This is a genomic window from Porphyromonas endodontalis (genome assembly GCF_052173515.1).
Classification (GTDB): domain Bacteria; phylum Bacteroidota; class Bacteroidia; order Bacteroidales; family Porphyromonadaceae; genus Porphyromonas; species Porphyromonas endodontalis_A.
In genome coordinates this window covers 39523-56187 of record NZ_JBQMYL010000010.1, presented here as the reverse complement: position 1 = coordinate 56187, position 16665 = coordinate 39523, and the positions used below count along the sequence as shown (strand labels likewise).

Annotated in this window: 13 protein-coding genes; 7 read left to right on the top strand and 6 right to left on the bottom strand. The window is 46.7% G+C overall.

Annotation, left to right across the window (positions count from 1 at the left end):
• Positions 1-11: 11 nt before the first annotated feature.
• The 3 genes from ACTTHR_RS06195 to ACTTHR_RS06185 all read right to left on the bottom strand — a co-directional run bounded on the left by ACTTHR_RS06195 (position 12) and on the right by ACTTHR_RS06185 (position 2325).
• Positions 12-476: an aspartate carbamoyltransferase regulatory subunit gene (locus tag ACTTHR_RS06195; protein WP_281677647.1), complete on the bottom strand. Its 465-nt coding sequence runs from the start codon at positions 474-476 to the stop codon at positions 12-14.
• A 22-nt stretch (positions 477-498) separates the two neighbouring features.
• Positions 499-1413, bottom strand: coding sequence for an aspartate carbamoyltransferase (gene pyrB / locus ACTTHR_RS06190; protein WP_004333659.1), 915 nt, complete (start codon positions 1411-1413; stop codon positions 499-501).
• Positions 1414-1698: 285 nt separating this feature from the next.
• Positions 1699-2325, bottom strand: a complete 627-nt coding sequence (locus ACTTHR_RS06185; RefSeq protein ID WP_442605549.1) for an SH3 domain-containing protein — start codon at positions 2323-2325, stop codon at positions 1699-1701.
• Between the two features lie 694 nt (positions 2326-3019).
• On the opposite strand from ACTTHR_RS06185, the gene bioA reads away from it, so the two are divergent.
• The gene (gene bioA, locus ACTTHR_RS06180; protein WP_442605548.1) at positions 3020-4306 is read left to right on the top strand and encodes an adenosylmethionine--8-amino-7-oxononanoate transaminase; all 1287 of its coding nucleotides are present in this window, start codon (positions 3020-3022) and stop codon (positions 4304-4306) included.
• Between the two features lie 393 nt (positions 4307-4699).
• Here bioA and ACTTHR_RS06175 read toward each other — a convergent pair whose 3' ends face one another.
• Together ACTTHR_RS06175 and ACTTHR_RS06170 are read right to left on the bottom strand one after the other, a co-directional pair.
• Positions 4700-5842: a glycosyltransferase gene (locus tag ACTTHR_RS06175; RefSeq protein WP_442605547.1), complete on the bottom strand. Its 1143-nt coding sequence runs from the start codon at positions 5840-5842 to the stop codon at positions 4700-4702.
• 342 nt (positions 5843-6184) lie between these two features.
• Entirely contained in the window at positions 6185-7402 is a 1218-nt protein-coding gene (locus tag ACTTHR_RS06170; RefSeq protein WP_442605546.1) for an Ig-like domain-containing protein, read from the bottom strand.
• Positions 7403-7669: 267 nt separating this feature from the next.
• Between ACTTHR_RS06170 and ACTTHR_RS06165 the strand changes: the two genes are divergently transcribed.
• The 6 genes from ACTTHR_RS06165 to deoC all read left to right on the top strand — a co-directional run bounded on the left by ACTTHR_RS06165 (position 7670) and on the right by deoC (position 14286).
• The gene (locus ACTTHR_RS06165) at positions 7670-8647 is read left to right on the top strand and encodes a polyprenyl synthetase family protein (protein WP_442605545.1); all 978 of its coding nucleotides are present in this window, start codon (positions 7670-7672) and stop codon (positions 8645-8647) included.
• A 141-nt stretch (positions 8648-8788) separates the two neighbouring features.
• Entirely contained in the window at positions 8789-10669 is a 1881-nt protein-coding gene (gene mnmG, locus ACTTHR_RS06160; protein ID WP_442605544.1) for a tRNA uridine-5-carboxymethylaminomethyl(34) synthesis enzyme MnmG, read from the top strand.
• 49 nt (positions 10670-10718) lie between these two features.
• Positions 10719-12533 carry an excinuclease ABC subunit UvrC gene (gene uvrC / locus ACTTHR_RS06155; protein ID WP_442605543.1) on the top strand — a complete coding sequence of 605 codons (1815 nt, stop codon included), beginning with the start codon at positions 10719-10721 and terminating at the stop codon, positions 12531-12533.
• Between the two features lie 15 nt (positions 12534-12548).
• Positions 12549-13001, top strand: a complete 453-nt coding sequence (dtd, locus tag ACTTHR_RS06150; protein WP_442605542.1) for a D-aminoacyl-tRNA deacylase — start codon at positions 12549-12551, stop codon at positions 12999-13001.
• Between the two features lie 9 nt (positions 13002-13010).
• Positions 13011-13403, top strand: a complete 393-nt coding sequence (locus tag ACTTHR_RS06145; protein WP_377451020.1) for a nucleotide pyrophosphohydrolase — start codon at positions 13011-13013, stop codon at positions 13401-13403.
• A gap of 1 nt (position 13404) precedes the next feature.
• Positions 13405-14286 (top strand): deoxyribose-phosphate aldolase, encoded by an 882-nt coding sequence (deoC, locus tag ACTTHR_RS06140; RefSeq protein ID WP_442605541.1) that lies wholly within the window; start codon positions 13405-13407, stop codon positions 14284-14286.
• Positions 14287-14617: 331 nt separating this feature from the next.
• Here deoC and ACTTHR_RS06135 read toward each other — a convergent pair whose 3' ends face one another.
• On the bottom strand, positions 14618-16573 hold the full coding sequence (locus tag ACTTHR_RS06135; RefSeq protein WP_442605540.1) for a hypothetical protein: 1956 nt from the start codon (positions 16571-16573) through the stop codon (positions 14618-14620).
• Positions 16574-16665 lie beyond the last annotated feature (92 nt).

Here is a 16665-nt window from a genome sequence, read left to right as displayed (position 1 = left end):
ATCTCTCTTTCTTATTGTAAATCAGCCTCAGTACCTACTACCTTACGACCACAATAGGCACACTGTATTACTCCCTTCTCATGCCCTTGTAGAGCCGAAAATCGGGTAGGCATAGGTTCATTATTGGTAATGCACTTGGGGTTGGAGCAGCGTACAATGCCCACAATCTCACTCGGTAGTTCTACCGATTTCTTTTCTACTACCTTGTAATCTCGTATTACGTTGAGGTGTACATTGGGAGCAATAAGAGCTATTCTATTGACTATATCCCCATCGAAAAAGTGGTCGGCTATCTTGATAATCCCTTTACGACCCAGCACTTTACTGGGGAAGTTATTACCAATCGTAATGGGGCTTTCCATCGTGTCTAGATGCAAAAGGGCAGCTACCTTAAAAAGTTTATCACTGGGGATATGATCTATAACGGTGCCATTGCAGATAGAGGCAACAGGCATCTCTGCTGAATATTGTTTCATACTTTACGTTTACTCTAGAGACTCAATTTTTTACCTCAATGCCCAATACTTCGGACAAAATACTCTGACGAACGTACAATCCGTTGAGGGCTTGCCGGAAGTAATAGGCTGCCGGATGATCATCTACCTCCTGCGCAATCTCCTGCACACGAGGCAATGGATGCAATATTTTCAGGTTCGGCTTGGCAAGACGCAGCAACTCTCTGTCTAGTATATAGACGTTTTTGACACGCTCATACTCTTCCGGATCCGAAAATCGCTCCCGTTGTACACGTGTCATGTAGAGTATATCCGCCTCGGCAATTACCTCAGAGGTAAACTCGGTTACCTCCTCAAAGGGGATGTTATGCTCCCTACAATAGGAGCGGTACTCCTCAGGCAAAGCCAACTCTTTAGGTGCCACAAAAATAAATCGTGGGGAGAAGGGTTGCATTCCCTCTATCAGCGAATGAATGGTACGCCCATACTTCAGGTCGCCCACCATCACTATAGTTTTTTGCTCTAGTGAGCCTTGAGTTTGACGGATAGAGTAGAGATCGAGCAACGTTTGCGAAGGATGCTGATTAGAACCATCCCCGGCATTGATAATAGGCACAGGGCTAACCTCCGTAGCGTACTGCGCTGCACCCTCAAGATAATGACGCATCACAATAGCATCGGCATAGTTAGAAACAATCTTAATAGTATCCTTGAGAGTCTCTCCCTTAGTACTGCTAGAAGTACTAGCGTCTGAGAAGCCAATCACCTTGCCTCCCAGGCGACAAACTGCCGTCTCGAAGCTCAATCTGGTACGAGTGGATGGCTCAAAAAATAGGGTAGCTACCACACGCCCTTGCAAAAAGTCACGGTTGGGATTGCGCTCGAATAGAGTAGCTCTATCCAAAATACGCATAATATCTTCTGCACTGCAATGGCTAATAGAGACGAGGTGTTTCATTGTCTAATGTAAAATCTAATACCAAATCTTACGTGCATTTCAGGGCTACTCAGAGATCACCTTAATCTCATGATCTCCGCTTTATTTGACCCCAAATTCACTCAATACAAAGATACTATTTTTTATCTCTAAGATGAAAGAAAGAATTTATACACTCTCACCTCTTTTTAGGATAAGCCGGAAACAACAAAAACGCTACCCTCAAGATCGAAATTCTAAGGGTAGCGTATAGGTATCTAGAGATAGCGTTTTCCTACACAGAAAAGCGATGAAATAGAACCTCCGTTACATGCAAAGAGAGACCGGATTGCCACAAAGTGAACTCGCTTTCACCCATCCCGTAAAAGTCTTATTGCGACTATTCGTATGTTTTACCTTTACCCATTGCCCTTTTATTGCCATAGGCTGAACAACAACATCTGCTCCAATACGTATGGAGACAGGTGCAGACGAAGAGGGTTCTTTGAGAAGCTGAACATCTACACGCGTGGTACAACCAAGCAGTGAGCTGTGAATCCATAGAGTAGGCATCTCTCCATCGCAGTAGAGATCTTCCTCTGTATCGAGTACCTGTATGGGGTTATCAATGCGAAACCAACCATTCCATTCTTCCAAAACACTCACCATATAAGAGTGCTCATTGGGCATAAGTATACGCATAACCACCCCATTGGGTATCTGACGTACATTGGTACCCGTAGGATCGGGGTCTGTAACCCAAGCCTGAAATACCGGCTCATCACGACGATTCTGATTGCGGTAGGTCTCTTTAAAGAGCTGCTGAGTGCTTTTCTTCTGTACCTTACTAGTTTCTGTTTTAGCGATAGATTGTGTTTTGTTTTGCGCCACAGAGAAACAAGTGCCGAGGAAGAGCATCCCCATCATGGTCAAACAAAGTCTTACTTTTCTCATAACAATGGTATTACAATGATTTAATATTACTATAGCTAGCATAGGCAAAGATAATCTTTTTCTCTCTCATCGGGCTCAAGAGATATACTCCTGACCCCATCAATTTCTCTGCTTCCTATCTTCTTATTTATTTTAAAATATAGAATTACATAGAGGAAGAAAAAAAGGCTGTTCATAGTGTAGATAGCTGCTCTTGCCATACCGGTAAAACTCCACTTATAAACTGGGATACCAACGCTAGACTAACGAGTTATTAAACCCATTATCAACATAGATTTCCCTTGGTTTACTCTAGTTTTGCTGCTATTATCAACAATAAGTCTTCTCGGTTTAGATTACTATTTTTAGTTTTCTCCCCTCTCAGATCGTAGAAAACTGACTCAATAACGAAACAATAACTCGTGCTAACTTGGCTTGTGTAGTTCGGATTAATTCCTTAGGGGAAGGGGGATATTGCCTCTATACTCATGGAGCTACTTTTTCTTTGATGACAGGTTGATAACGGCTTTTCTACAGGTTATCAACGATTTTTCTAGCTGAAAACAGACTCGGAAAGTAGCTGGTTTTGCAAAATATATTAGCCTATTGTACCCTCCTATTTTGGTTGGAAACGGAATATTTTTAGGGCAGGAGATTTTTCTTAATCAAGTACCTTTGTTACTTGTGAATGTATTACGCAGAATAAATTTCTAAGATGACTACAGAAGAACTCCTAGCATTTGACCGAAACCATCTATGGCACCCCTATACATCAACCATAGACCCTTTGCCCGTCTACCCTGTGCAGAGTGCTAAAGGGGTAGAGATTACACTCGAAGATGGACGTGTATTGATTGATGGTATGAGTTCGTGGTGGGCAGCTATCCACGGGTACAACAATCCCGAACTCAATAGAGCCATAGAGACGCAATCGAAGTCTATGAGTCATATTATGTTTGGAGGCTTTACCCATAGACCAGCCGCAGAGCTTGCCTCTCTTTTGCTTCCTCTTTTACCTAAGGGTATTGACCAAATTTTTTATGCCGATAGCGGTTCGGTAGCTGTAGAAGTGGCTCTTAAAATGGCTCTTCAGTACCATGAAAGCGTAGGAGATAAGAAACGAAAACATTTTGCAACGATCCGCTCGGGCTATCATGGGGATACCTGGCATGCTATGAGTGTGTGCGACCCGGTAACGGGTATGCACGGCATCTTTGGGTCGGTGTTACCGGCGCAGTACTTTTTGCCTCAACCTAAAAGTCGTTTTGGAGGAGAATGGAATGCTGAGGATATAGCCCCCTTTGCAGATCTTATTACGGAGCATGGAGATGAAATTGCAGCACTCATCTTGGAGCCCATTGTGCAGGGAGCCGGGGGAATGTATTTTTACCATCCTCAATATCTAGTGGAGGCGATACGAAAGGCGCATGAGGCAGGTATATTGGTAATTTTTGATGAGATTGCCACCGGCTTTGGTAGGACGGGCAAATTCTTTGCTGCCGAGCATGCCGGGGTAGTACCCGATATTATGTGTATTGGCAAGGCTCTGACGGGAGGATACATGACCCTATCGGCCACCTGTACGCACAAGAGCATTGCCGACCAAATCTGTAGTGGTGCGGCAGGATGTTTTATGCACGGACCTACATTCATGGCCAATCCGCTTGCTTGTTCCGTAGCACTGGCAAGTCTGCGTCTTTTGCTCAATTCTCCTTGGCAGGAGCGCATAAAAGCAATAGAGAGCCAACTAAAGGAGGAATTAAGTCCGGCTGCGTCATTCGATACGGTTGCCGAAGTGCGTGTATTGGGAGCTATTGGGGTAGTGGAGATGCGTGAGGCGGTAGACATGGCAAAGATGCAGCGTCTTTTGGTAGAGCAAGGTGTTTGGGTGCGTCCCTTTGGGCGTCTGTGTTACCTAATGCCTCCCTATATCATCAATCGGGAGCAGCTCCATAAGCTTACGACTGGTCTCTTGGCGGCTATTGCTGAAAGTAGGCAATAGAGCTTTCTTCTTATTCTATATTCTTTATAGATAGAACATATAGTAGTAGTAGAGGGTGGGTCAATTGTGTTCTCATCCTAGGAGTATTCTGTACTTACCAACAGTCATATCTACCTATTGTATACGCTATATAAACAGGTTATTCAACCAGTTATCAACATATATTTGGCTGATAAAACCTAGAGATTAGGCTACTTTTCAACAATATGGTCTACCAAAGAGGTTTACTCTAAGGAGAAATTCACCTAGATTATAGGTTGATAAGAGGGTGATAATCCACTTATAACTCATGCCAATTTGACTTGTTTAGGTCGATTTATTTAGCTAACGAAAAAGAAAGGGGAGTCTATAATCCATAGATTACCCCCTATTTGTAGACAGGTTATGAACGGCCTATCGTTCTAAAAAGGCATAGAGAGGAGGAAGGATTTCTCCGAACGTCTGAGGCATGAGGGAGCTACGATCGGGACGCCAAGGAGTGTCGGCAAGGCGTAGAGTAGCCCGGAGAGTTTCCTCGATTTGCTCTAGAGAAAAAGGATCGAAAAGTACTACCCCTCGTGTCCCTTGCAGCATACTGGCAATACCGGTAGCTCTACTGATGGCACTAGGTAGCCCAATGGTAAGAGCTTCGTTGGCTACCGCACCAAATCTCTCTAGGGTGCTGGCAAGTACAAAAGCATCCGCCATAAGGTAATGGCTATAAAGCTCTTTTCCCTCTTTTCTCCCTGCGAAATGAATCCGTTGCCGGCAAGGAGTTTTCTCCGCTTTGGCACGTAAGAAGCCTTCTAAAGGCCCATCGCCTACGAGTACTAAGTGTACGTCATTTTGTAGCTCAAAGGCACGAGAGAAGGCAGAAATAAGGCTATCTAGATTTTTTTCCGGCGAGAGTCTCCCCACGTAGAGTAGTATTTTGTCGGAGGAATGGTGGGTATAATGGCTACGCAGTGCTGCGGCATCGGGATAGAGAGGGGGCAATATCTCTCGGATCATTTCTTCCTCTTGCAGGATAGGGAAGGTGTGGTAGCGGTGCCCCTTTCCAAACTTGTGAGAATATACCTCTTGTGCCCTTCGATCACATAGTATCATCCCATCGAGCATACCACTCTCGAGGATAATCTCTTTTAGGTCGAGTTGCTTTTTTACGGTCTCTTGGGCAAGGGAATAACTATCGTCTACCATGGGGACGATGCGACTATGGGGAGAAGCTATATAGCGAGCGGCAAGAGCGAGTAGGGTAGTGAGGTTAATTTCGCTGGTGAGAACAAGGTCGTATCGCCCCCGAGCTACGAGCTTGAAAATATCCCATCGCAGGTTTTTTATCCCGACTACTCCGGGGGATAGGTATTTATAGGGAAAGCGAACTCGCGACTTTAGTAGGCTTTGATTGAAACTATGGTTCTCGGCTTCTTTTTCTTCAAAGTAGATGTCGCACCCATAGCGAGAGTAGAGAGCGTTGAAAAGATCTATGCGGTAGGGAGTGAGTGCGCGATGGATGATAAGGGTTCTGAGGTTCCTCCCAGATGGTTCTGTTTTCATACGAATCTACTTTTTATTCGGGACAAAAATACGAACATAAAGGCGAACCTCCATATCCTCTACCAATCGAACATAATAATGGTTCCAATTTCCGGATTTTCTGAGGGGAGGTACAATGCGGATTCAAATTCGAGAAAATTGAGACCTTTGATAACCCTCTGTTTTCATGATAAATCGTTGATTACAAATAGAATGTATCTTGAAATATCCCTCTTCCTCTCTCCTATAATCTAGAATTATAATCTCTAAAAATCTATAATACATCGTCTAGCATACAAAAAGGGGTACCCAAATTGACTTTGAGCATCCCTCTTATTACTTGGAACTTATCCGTGGTGGATATCAGTCAATGACGTCCGGACCATCCAAAGGAACAAAGTTCATACTCGCAAATATGCGCTTACGTCCGTCTTTCATTTTGATAGTCCATTGACCCAAAGTGAACTTATTGCCCTTCTCGGCATGGCTGTAGAGGTTTTTCTTATCCCCGGTTTTGGAGATCGTATAGCCCAAGCCCTTGACATAAGTATCGAAGGCACCCATTATACCGAAGCCTTCTCCTGCGGGTTTGATGATGTAATTGGCTGGGGTTACTTGCAAGAGTACTTTCACGAGTTTGCCCTCTTTCACTAGGTAGCGAGCTATAAACATTTCTTCGTACTCCTCTCCGAGTTTTTGTGAGCCGTAGATAATTTCCTTTCTTCCAAGTTCGTCGATTCTTTGTTCAAGGTATTTGCGGCCGGCTTTTTCCTCAAATTTCTTGATGGCATCTTCTGAAGCATTCCAGTCGAGCAAGGGTAAGGGAAGAGTTTCGAAGGTGGGTTCTTTTAGATTGAAGCCGAGGAAGGTACCAACCCCGGGATATTCTACATAGATGAATCCGGTAACTGTTTTGTACTTATCCGTCATGAGATTCATGAATTTGGGCGTCCAATCATTGCTTCCATAGATGAATCCATTTTTTTCTAAGAAGCTCTTCAACTCTTCGCTTTGAGCTACCTCGGGAGTCAAATCAATCTGAACAGCTTGCCCCACGATGTACTTAATAACGGGCATCTTCTTACTCTTGGTTTGGAAAGAATAATACTGCATGCTTTCGTCTTTTTCCGCAGGGATATTGCCACGAGCCGTCTCAAAGGCAATGAGTTCTTCGGCAGAATCGAACCATCGTAGGTAGGGCATCATAAGCTCTGGCTGTGGCCCATCTTCTTCTTTTTTGGTTACGGTGATGGTTGCTTCAGCTTCTTTCCCGTTGTAAGTAGCCTTGAGGGTGGCTTTTCCTACCTTGAGAGCCGTGATTTTCCCCTCCTTAGAGATGGATATAATATCCGCAGGTGTGGTGCTAAAGGCCGCTTGGCTGGTTACCTCTTTTTGACCCAACAATACTTTGATTGTGAGGCTTTCGCCCATCTTGATAGAGGCTTCTTTGGGTGTAATGGAGAGTGTCTCTTCTACGATCGGTGGTTGAGGTTTGTTACCGTTATCACAGCTTTGGAAGCCCATGAACCCCACAACAAGTAGGAGTAGTGAGGTTAGATAATTCATTCTTGTCCGTTTCATTTTCTTTTCTGTTAGTTTGTTTCTCTACTTGGTGTAGCTACTATTCACTCAGATGGTGAGGACCTTAGTTTGCTATCCTATTGACAAAGATATGAGTATTTGTGCTTGCATGTGTCGCTTCTTGGGCGATATTTGAAATATTTTAGAGTTGAAATCTCCAAATTCTTGCTCCATATGTTTTTGATATCATAACGATAAGTACTACTTTTGTTTGTCGGAAGTAAGTAGAGATAGTGCAGAGATTGTACCGCCTAGATATAGAGGAGCATGAATATAATAGAGCAAATAGTTCAACCGATTGAGGATTATCGTTTGGCTTTCGAGGAGGAATATGTCCAAGCCTTTGTTACTGAAAGTTCTATCGTTGCTCAGTCTATAGAAAAGATCACAGCAACCCGTGGAAAGCATATTCGTCCTATTTTGATGGGCCTTCTTGTTTCATTACAAGGAAAGGAACCCAACCAGCGAACGATCTCGTGTGCAGTACTTCTTGAGATGCTCCATATGGCTAGTTTGATCCATGACGACGTGATCGATCAAGCTCCCTTGAGGCGTGGAAAACCTACCCTCAATGCCTTTTACGGCAATCACTCTGCTGTATTGGTGGGCGATTATATCCTATCTATTGCTTTTCTTCGTGCGGCAGAGATTGGCGGCTCTAGCTTGATACGTACCGTTGCCAACCTGGGAAAGCACCTATCGGAGGGAGAGCTATTGCAGATACAGGTTGCCACCGAACACACCATAGACGAGAAAAATTATTTCTCTATCATCGAAAAGAAAACAGCAACCCTCTTCGAAGCTTGCGCCGCTTTGGGTATGTATAGTGTAGATGCCAATGCAGAAGAATTACTGAAGGTGACGCAATTAGGTAGGCATCTTGGGATTGCTTTTCAACTCCGGGATGATATCTTTGATTATACGAAGGAGTCGGAGGTAGGGAAGCCTGTGGGTAACGACCTTAAAGAGGGAAAGATAACTCTCCCGCTTATATACGTCTATAACCAAGCCGACGCCAATCTAAAAGAGCAGATAAAGAATCTACTCGATAAGGTGGAAAGTGACGAAAAAGCCATTGCGGACCTGCTCCAAATGGCACACCAATTCGGGGGTATTGACTATGCCCAAAAGAGGCTGGAAGAGGAGCTCTCGAAGGCCTTAACTATTCTGAGAAGTTTTCCCAATTCTCCCGCGAATAACTCCCTTGTCTTGCTCACGGAGTACCTTGGTAAGCGCACCTATTGAGCATTTGCTAAAGCTCCTTATAGAGTGGAGTAGGGTAGTGCAAAGGGAATCATCTCCACTGTTTATCAAATAGATATCATTTTCCCAAGAGCATTCTATGGCTTCTTTATACCTTTGTGGGAAGAAAATTAAGACTACACTATGAATCGCGAAGAGTATGATGTGATTGTGGTCGGAGCCGGGCATGCAGGTTGCGAAGCGGCTGCCGCTGCGGCTGCAATGGGGTCGCGGGTACTGCTTATCACCCTCGACATGAATAAGATAGCCCAGCTGAGTTGTAATCCGGCTATGGGTGGAATCGCAAAAGGGCAAATCGTGCGAGAGGTGGATGCTCTTGGGGGATGGTCCGGATGGATCTCTGATGCTTCTTCTATACAGTTTCGCATGCTCAATAGAAGCAAAGGCCCTGCCATGTGGAGCCCTCGTGCCCAGATCGATCGTATGCGTTTTATGGAACGCTGGAGAGAAACCCTAGACACAATTCCTAATCTTCACATCTGGCAAGATGGTGTAGCAGAGCTACTCGTAAAAAACAAGAGAGTAATTGGGGTTAAAACCTTGTTGCTCAAAGAGTTCTACTCTCGCTCCGTAGTGCTTACTGTAGGTACTTTCTTGGGAGGAATGATGCACTTTGGGCGTACCATGATACCGGGTGGGCGCATTAGTGAACCTGCTTCATATGGACTCACCGAGCAGCTGAGGGACTTAGGGTGCCGCACCGATAGGATGAAGACGGGTACCCCGGCTCGCATCGATGGGCGTAGTGTAGACTGGTCTCTTACCACAGAGCAAAAAGGCGACGAAGGTGACTTCCATCACTTTTCTTACTGCACAGAGGGCGCGAATACCTTGCGTCAATTGTCTTGCCATATTCTCTATACTTCGCCCGAATGCCACGAGATACTTCGCGCCTCGCTCGCCGATTCTCCCCTCTACAATGGCCAAATACAAAGTATCGGCCCGCGATATTGCCCAAGTATAGAGACTAAGATTGTAACCTTTGTCGATAAGCAACAACATCAGCTTTTCCTTGAGCCCGAGGGCGAAAATACCAACGAATACTATCTCAATGGCTTCTCTTCGAGCCTCCCTCTGGAGGTGCAATTGGACGCGTTACGTACCCTTCCAGCTCTACGTAATGTGCGTATTTATCGCCCCGGTTACGCCATAGAATACGACTTCTTTGACCCTACACAGCTCTATCCAACCCTCGCACATAAGCTCCTTGGAGGGCTATATATGGCAGGCCAAATCAATGGTACTACGGGGTATGAAGAGGCTGCCGGTCAGGGGATTTTGGCAGGAATAAATGCCCACAACGAGGTTCATGGGTTAGGAGATTTTGTCCTACAACGCAGTGAGGCCTACATAGGAGTGCTGGTAGACGACCTCGTAACAAAAGGGGTGGATGAGCCCTACAGAATGTTTACTTCGAGGGCTGAGTTCCGTACGCTCTTGCGCCAAGATAATGCGGACGACCGCCTTACTCCCTATGCGATTAAACTGGGATTGGCCTCCGAGCTGCGAAGAGATCGCTTTACCTATAAGGAGCAAATGATAGAAGAAGTGAAGGCATTTATGGCTCAATATTCGGTTCGTCCCGAGAGAGTAAATAGCCTTTTGGAGCAGCAAGGAGAGCAGCCTCTAAAGCATGCAATTCGCCTTAGAGAGTTGTTGCTTCGCCCTAGATTGCCCCTCGATCATTTGCTGGATGTGCTACCGCAATTCCGCGCGTTTGTGGAGAAGATAGCTTCGCAGCGAGAGGAGATCTTGGAGCGTGTGGAGATTGATGTCAAGTACGCTGGTTATATAGAGCGAGAGAAACAACAAGCGGATAGAGCCATGTGTCTCGAGAGTATTACGCTGGGCAATCGATTCGACTACCTCTCGCTGGAGCAACTCTCCACCGAAGCCCGACAGAAACTCGATCGTATTCGCCCCGAGACAATAGGCCAGGCAGCGCGTATTCCCGGGGTCTCTCCTCACGATATTAGCGTGCTTTTGGTTCTCTGTGGTAGATAATTAGCTGCTTTTTGTTCCACGTGAAACAAAAGAGCCTCCCCCAAGATTTATGACCCTCGAAGAGATAAAAAAGATCCTTACCACCCTCCCGCTCTCTCCCGGTTGCTACCAATACTACAACGCCGAGGGGGAGATTATTTATGTGGGTAAGGCAAAGAATCTGCGACGGAGGGTGAGTAGCTACTTCCAGAAGGAGCACGCCGATCGAAAAACACGCCAGTTGGTTGCTCAGATTGTGGATGTAAAATACATTGTCGTAGCAAGCGAGAGTGATGCTCTTCTGCTCGAAAACAATCTGATCAAGACTTACCAACCTAAGTACAATATCCTCCTCAAAGACGATAAGAGTTACCCGAGTATTGTGGTGACAAGAGAACCGTTCCCTCGGATATTTGTAACCCGTACGATTGACCCCTCTTGGGGCGATTATTATGGTCCCTATACCAGTGTGGCAATGGCGCATGGCATAGTGGGGATTATACGAGAGATGTACAAAGTACGTACTTGTAGGCATCGTTTTACTCAGGAGGCAATAGAGAGGGGGAAGTATGCTCGCTGCCTTCAGTATCATATCAAGCGGTGCGAAGCTCCCTGTGAGGGCCTCGTGTCGAGAGAAGAGTATCTCAATAATATTGCCGCTGCGGTGGAGTTGCTAAAGGGGAATCTGCGGCAGGTGATACAGCAAACAACTAGCCGCATGTTGGCACTTAGCGAGGAGCTTCGCTACGAAGAGGCTGGACAAGAAAAAGCTCGGCTTGCTATGCTGCAAGCGTATAGTACAAAACATATCGTAGCTCCCGAGACGCGTCTCGATATTGATGTCTTCTCTTACGAAGAGGAGGGGGCTATGGCCTACGTTAATATGATGCAGGTGCATGAGGGTGCTATCGTGAGAGCCCTTACGGTAGAGTATAAAAAAGCGATAGACGAGGAGGCTGAGGAGGTTTTTGCCACAGCCATCACAGAGTTGCGAGGCCGTTACGAAAGCAGGGCAAAGGAGGTGATTTTGCCTTATACTTTAGGCTGGGAGTCTTTGGGGCAATTCACTATCACCATCCCTAAGCAAGGCGAGAAGAAGAAGCTTTTGGAGCTATCTATAGATAACGTAAAGAGGTATAAACTAGATGAACTTAAGCGTGCGGAAAAACTGAATCCGGAGCAGCGTGTACAGCGTCTGATGAATAGGATGATAGAGGACTTGCACTTGCCGGTGGCTCCGCGTTACATTGAGTGTTTCGACAATTCCAATCTACAGGGAACAGCCCCTGTCGCAGCTTGTGTGGTCTTTCGCAATGGAAAACCCTCCAAAAAAGAGTATAGAAAGTTTCACGTGAAAACCGTAGAAGGTGCCGACGATTTGGCCTCTATGCGAGAGATTGTAGAGCGGCGCTATCGCCGTTTGCAAAAGGAGGAACTTCCTTTGCCACAGTTGATCGTAATAGATGGTGCGCGAGGGCAACTCGAAGCTGCAGTGGAAACGCTTTCTGCCATGGGTATTGGAGCTCCGACTACTACCATAATCGGCTTGGCAGAGCGCATGGAAGAGATTTATTTCCCAGGTGAGGAGAATCCTCTTTTTCTCTCTCGAGATAGCGAAACGCTCCGTACACTTATGCATATTCGAGACGAAGCGCACCGCTTTGGGATAACCTTTCATCGAAGCATTCGAAGTAAGAATCAAATTCACTCCGTGCTTGATGATATAGAGGGAGTAGGCAAGCAAACCAAGGAGGTACTGCTCCGGCATTTTAGGAGTGTAAAGCGTATAGAGGCTGCCGATTTACCCGCATTGGAGTCTCTTATTGGTAAGAAACGAGGAGGCATTGTGTACAAAGCACTGCACCCTAACGAAGAGAAAATATAGATACGAGCTTAGAGAATGAGAGTTGTAATACAGCGAGTGCGCTATGCTCGCCTCTCTGTTGCTGGAGAACTAATCAGTCAGATCTCGCAAGGTTTGATGGTGTTGGTTGGCATCGCAGAAGAAGATGGTCGAGAAGAAATTAACTACCTTTGTAAGAAGTTTGCTGCCCTGCGCATTTTTGATGATGACGAAGGGGTGATGAACAGATCCGTAGTGGATGTGGGCGGAGAGGTGATGCTTGTAAGCCAATTCACCCTAATGGCCAATACTAAAAAGGGCAATAGACCTAGCTATATACACGCTGCGCGCCCAGAGATAAGTCGCCCTTTGTACGAAGAGTTTTGCTCTGCTTTGGAGAAGGTGCTCGGTAAAGAAGTGGCACGAGGACGCTTTGGGGCTGATATGCAGATTGAACTGGTCAATGATGGCCCCGTAACCATCACGATAGATACGGCTAGGGATCGATAAGAGAGAGATATGACTATAAACGAATGGCAAAAATCCGTAGATGAATGGATTCATACCTATGGGGTGCGTTACTTCGATGAGCTAACGAATATGGCGATTCTTGCCGAAGAGACAGGAGAAGTAGCTCGTATCATGGCTCGCCGCTATGGGGAGCAAAGCGTGAAGGAGGGGGCTACTCTTGGAGATTTGGGTGACGAATTGGCCGATCTTATATGGGTAGCAACCTGCATTGCCAACCAAACCGGTATCGATCTTGAGGCAGCTCTGCATGCTAATCTGGAGAAAAAAACGCAGCGCGATAGGGAGCGTCATCGGCGCAATCCTCGCCTTCAGGGCTCAGAGAACAGCTCTCTTTCTCCTTTGAATCTCGCTCAATCAAAAGACAATAATAACTCGAATTAAGATGGAACTACAAGGAAAAATCCAAGAGACTTTTGAGCATTTTACTCCGGCATCTTCTCCCGAAGAGATCGACAAGATCGTTGAGGGGATTATTGCTCGCCGCTACAAAGCCGCTTACACGATAGAGACTCTTCGCTTTTTATTCAGCACCATAGACCTCACAACACTCGCCGGGGCTGATACCAAAGAGAGTGTGCAAAAGCTTGTGGAGACGGTAAATCACACGGCTTCTCATCCCGAGGAGGGGCTTCCCAACGTGGCTGCGGTCTGTGTATATCCCCTACAAGTGCCTGTTGTAAAGGAGTTTATGAAAGCCGATGGGGTGCGTATTGCTGCTGTAAGTGGAGGCTTTCCCGCATCACAAACTTTCCTAGAGATTAAGTTGGCAGAGACGGCTCTTACTGTGGCTGCCGGTGCCGATGAGATAGATATTGTGCTGAATCTCAATCACTTCCTCCCAGGCAACTATTCGGCTGTAGTGGAGGAGATAGAGGAACAGAAGGCGGCATGTCGCTCGGCGCACCTCAAGGTGATATTGGAGACGGGGCTTCTCAAAGATCCGGAGTTGGTACGTAAGGCCTCGATTCTTTCGCTCTACTCCGGTGCCGATTTCATCAAGACGTCAACCGGTAAAGAGTATCCCGGTGCCGATCTTCGTGCTGCCTATACTATGTGTTGTGCTCTTCGTGATTACCGCAAAGAGACCGGTCTCTTGCGAGGGATTAAGTTCTCCGGAGGGATCCGTAGTGCCGAAGATGCGGTCAAATATTACTGCATTGTGGAGGAGATTTTGGGTACAGAGTGGATGACCAATAAGCTATTCCGTATAGGGGCAAGTAGTTTGGCAGGGAATCTTATAAAGGCTATTTCTGAATGTAAATAACCTTCGATCATTTTGTTATGAAGCCCATGGCTCTTCGGAGCCGAGGGAATTAGGTGATACCTCATTGGGGTGTCACCTATTTTTTTTGAGAGGATTTTTTCTGGAGCTGGAGGCTGATTCTTGGGAATTTCCTGCGTACTATTGCGCTCCATTTCCGGCTAAAAAAGAAAAGATTTTTGCCTGAGATTGGGGCGGCTCCAGCCCGAGAAACATTTTTTTTCTTGCCCTGTGGCGGAATCTTTTTCACCCTGCCTTTTCTTGGCGTTTCTCGCGTAATAAAACGCTTTTTCAATAGCTAAAAAGAAGGGCAATCCCAAGCCAAGTAGGGGAATTAGGAGGCAACGACAAATGAATATCGCTTGCTATGCCGGGCGGTAGTCAGTTCGATGGAGACAATATAAGGCGTGTGGGGAGGTAGGGTGTAAAGCTGAGTAAGCTCCCCTCTGAGCAATGCACGACACCACGCTTGGGTAGCTGAGCGTCCCACGACTGCCGAGCGGTATCCTCTGAGTGTGTAGAGGGTGAGGGTGGCATTATTGGCGGGGTCTTGTAGCGCATAGAGGGTAAGTGCGGCTATTTGCTCCGGAGTGAGGGTTTCGCCCTCGCGCTCCTCGATGGGTAAATCGCATTCTACCCGCACGGAGTTGGGGCTGCCAGGGGTTGCATTTCCCTGTTCGGGTCGTGCTACATGCCAATTATCGGGAGCGAGTGCCGGTCGGGAGAATAGGATGCGCTCTAGGGATACTCCTTCGCTCATTTCTCCTCGAGATGCAATTTTAGGTCCGTAGAACATCTCTTCCACAACGACCGAATCGCGGAGGGAGTAGAGTACTATTTGCCCCTCTCGATTGGGGAGTGCCGGGAGCTTCTCCACCTCACTCAGGCTGTCTATTGAGCAGTGATAGTAGTCGGCAAGGCCACGCTTCCAGGGAGTGATAGCCCGATATTCGTTGGGCTGAATCAGATGATTTTTTTCCACGATAAGAGGATATAGTTTGCTTCGCCGGCCTTCTGTGCGAACCGCCAAAGCATAGTCTCGAATGTCAATGGGGTGCGTGGTGGGGTTGTACACCTCGACGAACTCCGCCGCGTGGGCTGTTGGGTGGGGGAGTACCTCGCTAAGAAGCAGGTGGTCTTGGGGTAGGTGCTCTTCGTCGGGCTTGCCGAGTCCTATTGAGTCGCTGGGGAGAGATATTTCAAAATCGATCCGCTCCGAGGGGGCGAGAGCGCCATCTAGGGTTTTGATACCCCGAACAAAAAGACTGTAGTTGCCCGATTTGAATGGGTTTTCTAGATCCAGCGTGATGGTTTTTCCCTTGATGCTGGGGGTAAGGGTACCACAGGAGGGTTGCAGATTAAAGTCCGCCCCCTCTATACTTACAAGGCTATGCGTTATGAGACGGATGCTTTGAGGGGTAAAATCGAAGGAGGCAAATATGGACTCTGTGGGGGGTGAAGGCGTTTCGTTTGCGGCGAGGGGCTTTTGCGAGTAGAGGAGCCGGTGAAGCGTAAAGTGCTGTGCGTTTTTGAGCGAGTAGCGTAGGGCAATGCCCGAGAAGGAGCCTTGTGCATAATCTTGTGGGGGAAGACTTGTTGAGTCGCACCCTATGTAGATAAATTTCTGCTGGGGTTGTAGGCTCTTCTTTAGGTAAAGTTGCCATCCCTCTGTGCCCGAGTAGGTGATATGCCAAGCAAGATGGTGGAGGTTGGGCGAGGTAAATCGGATGGCATCGTTTGCGGAGGAGGTTACGATGGGTTTATCTGCATTCTTGTCTTTGTGCCGTATTATCCCATCTTTCCCAAGCGAGAAATTTCCCTCAAAAAGCCCAATACTCCCCGTCTTCTCTCCCGAGAGATAGGCATAGCGACAGGTTGTATATCCATTCTCTTGCGTGGGGGCGCTCAAAGGGGCTATGAGCACAACGAAAGTATTGGCAGAGGTGATAGCAAAGCGAAAAGAGATCTCTCCCCGCCAGGTATGTATGCCGGATAGCGTGGGAGTGTGGAGTAGAGCTGCTTTGTTATTGGTCCTTTGGGGAGAGAGGTCGTGGAGGGCAACGCCTTGAGGGGTGAGGGAAAACTTGGCAAGAGTCCCCTGCCATGGAGGGCTGGATAGCGTAGTTGAATCCGCAAAGACAATCTGTTCTTGAGCCTTTGTCTGCGGTGAGAATAGTAAGATGAGGAGCAGTGCAAGGCTAAGTATAGAGGTGGATTTTACTTTGCATGTAGTGTGGTGTGCCGGCACTTCCCCCACACCATGATATACCTTTGGCACTGATGGTTTCATCTATTTGAGACTTAGATAGGATGTTTTCTTTGCAAATTTAAGCATTTCTATCCTCTTGCAAGAAGGAAAAGTTTGGACTTTAAGTCCTCGAA

Excerpts from the sequence above, each read along its gene's own strand:
- ACTTHR_RS06195 (WP_281677647.1), bottom strand. The coding sequence starts at position 476 with ATGAAACAATATTCAGCAGAGATGCCTGTTGCCTCTATCTGCAATGGC.
- pyrB (WP_004333659.1), bottom strand. The coding sequence starts at position 1,413 with ATGAAACACCTCGTCTCTATTAGCCATTGCAGTGCAGAAGATATTATG.
- ACTTHR_RS06185 (WP_442605549.1), bottom strand. The coding sequence starts at position 2,325 with ATGAGAAAAGTAAGACTTTGTTTGACCATGATGGGGATGCTCTTCCTC.
- bioA (WP_442605548.1), top strand. The coding sequence starts at position 3,020 with ATGACTACAGAAGAACTCCTAGCATTTGACCGAAACCATCTATGGCAC.
- ACTTHR_RS06175 (WP_442605547.1), bottom strand. The coding sequence starts at position 5,842 with ATGAAAACAGAACCATCTGGGAGGAACCTCAGAACCCTTATCATCCAT.
- ACTTHR_RS06170 (WP_442605546.1), bottom strand. The coding sequence starts at position 7,402 with ATGAAACGGACAAGAATGAATTATCTAACCTCACTACTCCTACTTGTT.
- ACTTHR_RS06165 (WP_442605545.1), top strand. The coding sequence starts at position 7,670 with ATGAATATAATAGAGCAAATAGTTCAACCGATTGAGGATTATCGTTTG.
- mnmG (WP_442605544.1), top strand. The coding sequence starts at position 8,789 with ATGAATCGCGAAGAGTATGATGTGATTGTGGTCGGAGCCGGGCATGCA.
- uvrC (WP_442605543.1), top strand. The coding sequence starts at position 10,719 with ATGACCCTCGAAGAGATAAAAAAGATCCTTACCACCCTCCCGCTCTCT.
- dtd (WP_442605542.1), top strand. The coding sequence starts at position 12,549 with ATGAGAGTTGTAATACAGCGAGTGCGCTATGCTCGCCTCTCTGTTGCT.
- ACTTHR_RS06145 (WP_377451020.1), top strand. The coding sequence starts at position 13,011 with ATGACTATAAACGAATGGCAAAAATCCGTAGATGAATGGATTCATACC.
- deoC (WP_442605541.1), top strand. The coding sequence starts at position 13,405 with ATGGAACTACAAGGAAAAATCCAAGAGACTTTTGAGCATTTTACTCCG.
- ACTTHR_RS06135 (WP_442605540.1), bottom strand. The coding sequence starts at position 16,573 with ATGAAACCATCAGTGCCAAAGGTATATCATGGTGTGGGGGAAGTGCCG.